This window comes from Sulfuricurvum sp. (assembly GCF_049305995.1).
GTDB lineage: Bacteria > Campylobacterota > Campylobacteria > Campylobacterales > Sulfurimonadaceae > Sulfuricurvum.
The window spans coordinates 1-3,771 of the sequence record NZ_JBAQPS010000048.1 but is presented as its reverse complement, the minus strand read 5'-3'; the positions used below and the strand labels follow the sequence as shown (position 1 = coordinate 3,771).

The window sequence follows — 3,771 nt, the reverse complement described above, 5'->3', positions numbered from 1 at the left end:
ATTACGCTTTTGGATATGAGGAAGCACTCTCTCTTTTTTCAGAGAATATAAAAAATAAAAAAACTTCTCTCGAAGAAATCGTTGAGCTTGATTTGTACGCAGAACTAATGCCACAATTGGAAGCCGTTGGGATAACATTTGACATTCAAGGTGTCGAAATGTTCTCCGATGAAATACTTGCGAAGTATGCCGCTCGTAAAGAGTTTGAGCGTGGTGAATTCGATGCACCATTAAAACAGTTCTCCGGAGCCGAATTTAAAGAATTCAGTAAAAACAATATCCTTGCCGGACTCGTATCTGATCGAGTCAATGATGATATCAGCTACACGGCCGGTTACATTGTAGACCTGTTCAAAAAAGAAAAACTTAAAATCGGCACGTACTCCGTAAGAAAAAAAGTTTTTGAAATCATGGAAATCCCACAAAAACTTCGAGATAAATATATTCAACATTCCAATATAAAAATTAATGCCACCATAAAAGAAGAATTTATCGATCAAATCAATAAATTAATTATCAATGATCTGCAGGAAATTTTTGAAAATTTTGGCGGTGAAAAATTTTCTTCTACTTACGATACCACCACCATAAAAAAAGATTTAGAAAATGATATTTTTATTTTGAAAAATATTGTGGATGAAAATATACGAAATGCTACCATCGAAAAATTCTCTTTAATCAGCGAGGAAGAGCTGAACAGTAAGATTGATTTGGCAATCGAAACAATACACAATCACGAAAGTGTATTCAATCCTCACGATCTGGCGAAACGTGTCCTTCAAATAACGTTCGGTCAAGGAACCATTGTATCCCCGGAAGAGATATCGCGAGCAATTGCACTGAGGGGTGATCTTATTCGCTTTTCAGATGGGACTATGACATCCAAAACAATGTATGAAAAAGAAAGTTTCATATTTAACGCAATGGATCTGTCACGCGGGACAATGTCTCCATTGGTCAGCACCGAAGAGAAGAAAGAAATTTTCAGCAGATTAAAGAGAGATGGAATTGTATTGCGTGAAGCTCAATCTGGTGCATTGGGTGCGCTTCTGAGAACACGCGATCAATTCTATGGTATTCAGGGGTATGCCGGTACCGGGAAAACGTTTTCGGCAGCTCTTCTTCCTCAATTGCTAGGGGAACGGGTTGAGATGGTTGGTCTAGCTCCGACGAATAATGCTGCAGATATTCTTTCCAAAGATATAGCCAATTCAAAAACAATACAATTATTTCTAAAACAAAAGCTCATCCCCACAATCGACAACGTCCAAAGAGTATATGTTGTAGATGAAATGTCCATGGTTAGCTCATCGATGTTTTATGACCTGGTTAAAAAAATTACGTTCGAAGATCCGACCGCAAAAGTTATTTTAATGGGGGATAGAGAACAATACAATTCGGTTGGTGCAGGGAAAGTTTTTGCCGATTTGCAAGATTTCCACAAAATTGAATACTCTGTAATTGACGAAATTGTTCGCCAAGAAAGTGAAATACTAAAAAGTGCAGTTGCAGAAATGGTGTACAAAAAAGATATGCCTGCAGCACTGAAAATTTTGGTGGACAACGATATGTTGGTTGAGGAAGCGGACGAACAGAAGCGGTTTGAAATTTTAGTTAACAGGGCATTGTCCGGACAACTATCCGAAGCAGTTGTCGGTTGTTCTTTAAATAGAGACATAACCAAGATCAATGCGTTATTTCACGAGGAACAAAAAAAGAGAAATGAAATCGAAAACGGGCTTATCTCGGAGATATTAGTCCCGCGCACGATCGACGAAGTCAGCAAACTTATAGGTGAATCATATGAAGTTGGGATGAAGTTGGTCAGGAACCCAGACGGAACAATGTTCACTGTAATCTCATGTCACCCGGATAGCTCAATAGTGATGGTTACGGATGGTGTCGAGAATTTCGAAATTAATCTTAACGATGATAGCCAAAGGTTCAGTTTCTACGATCATCGCGAGGTTGAGTTTTCTATTGGCGAACCCGTAATATTCGGCCGTAAAACAAAAATTGATGGTGTCGAAATCAAGAGCGGTCGGTATGGGAAGATAGTTGGAATTGATCACAACAAAAACACACTTGAAATCAACCTATCAAACGCCAAAGACGAAAAAACCGTATCACTTAATATGAATGAGTATAAATATCTATCTCATGGGTATGCTACAACGCCACAAAAGCTGCAAGGCGCAACCGCAAAAAATAAATTCGCCTTGCTCCATGCTCAGATCACAACGAAAGAGGCGATGTACGTGTCATTAACGCGTGCTAAAGAAAACTTCTTCGCAGTTACCAATAACTTAGACATCCTAAAGATTGCGGCACTTAGAGAGACGATAAAGACATCGATTCACGGAAGAGAAATTAATTACACATACGAACCGGAAGTAAATATCAAGGGAACACAACAACATCTTATAAATGAGTTGAGAGAGAAGGGGACAATAGATTATTTTATTACCTTGGCCGCTGATCAACTAAATAGACAGGTCGCGTTATTTACTGCAGAGGAATTGATCAAAAGAACAATTCAAATCGGAATATCCGAAAAAATTGTTTTGGATCCGACTCAGCTCATCGAAGACATTGAGAAATCAGAGAATATTATCCATTTTGACAAAAAAAATGTTTACGAAAATACGCAGCTCTGTGGCATTAAATATTACGAAATGGAAAAAGAGATTGATCGAACATTGAAGAACGGAATCAATGCGATGAGACCAACCGCGACTATGATTGAAATTGACGAAAAAATTGAGAGGTTAGAACAGACGTTAAAGTTAGATGATAAAGCTCTTACCAAGGGGCAACTTGATGCGCTCAGGTTAATACTTTCTACAAAAGACAAATATAACATTATTCAGGGCAGGGCGGGTGCCGGGAAAACATTTATGGTTGAGAAAGCGAAAGAACTTGCAAAGTCTTTTAATCTTGAATTTGTCGGGCAATCATTTATGGGTGCTGCAGCCGACGAACTGGAAAAAGCGTCCGGCATAAAAAGTTGCACTATTGACTCTTTTCTATTATCCCCGGAACGAGTTTCAAACCCGCTAAAACAATCTGCGTATGTGATTGACGAAGCCGGGATGATGGATGCGCATTTGTTCGCCAAAATTCTTGACCGTGCCGAAAAAGAAAACGCGAAAATATTTTTTATTGGTGATCGTGATCAGTTCCCGGCTGTTGGCCCTGCTGCCATATTCGCTTATGCACAAAGTGTTTTGAAAACTGTAGAGATCAACGAAATAATGAGACAGAAAAATGGGAGTGTAGCACAAAGTATTGTTCAACAATTGGCATTCAATAACGATAGAGAATCGGCCGTTGGAAAAGTGATGGCACTCATGAAACAAAATAATATGCTTGCTTCGACACCAGGTGTAATCGTTCAAAAAGAGGCAATTGTAGAAGGTATGGTTGCTGAGTATCTTAACGGCGATTGGAATAAAAAATTAATGATTTCGTCTACGAATGAGATTCGAAGAAAATTAAACGACCTCGCCCACGACACATTAATGAGTAGAAGCGAAATTAAAGACGAAAAGTCTCTTTCAACATTAAGCGAATGGCGTTTGTCTCCAATAGAAAAACGTTTTGCAAAAAACTATAAAAGCGGATTGATCGTAATGGCAAACAGCCCAAATTTCTTTGAAAAAGGGACTGCCGCATCCGAGAAATGTAAGATCCTCCGAACTGACGAGAAGAACAATATCATAACCGTTGAGCGACCGAGTGGGAAGATAGAGAAGATACTTCTCTCTAAAG

1 protein-coding gene is annotated in these 3,771 nt (G+C 38.9%); it reads left to right on the top strand.

The genetic code is table 11. The annotated features are described in order from the left end of the window. A partial coding sequence (locus WA010_RS01675) for an AAA family ATPase (protein WP_422555444.1) occupies window positions 1-3,771 on the top strand: 3,771 nt, incomplete at both ends.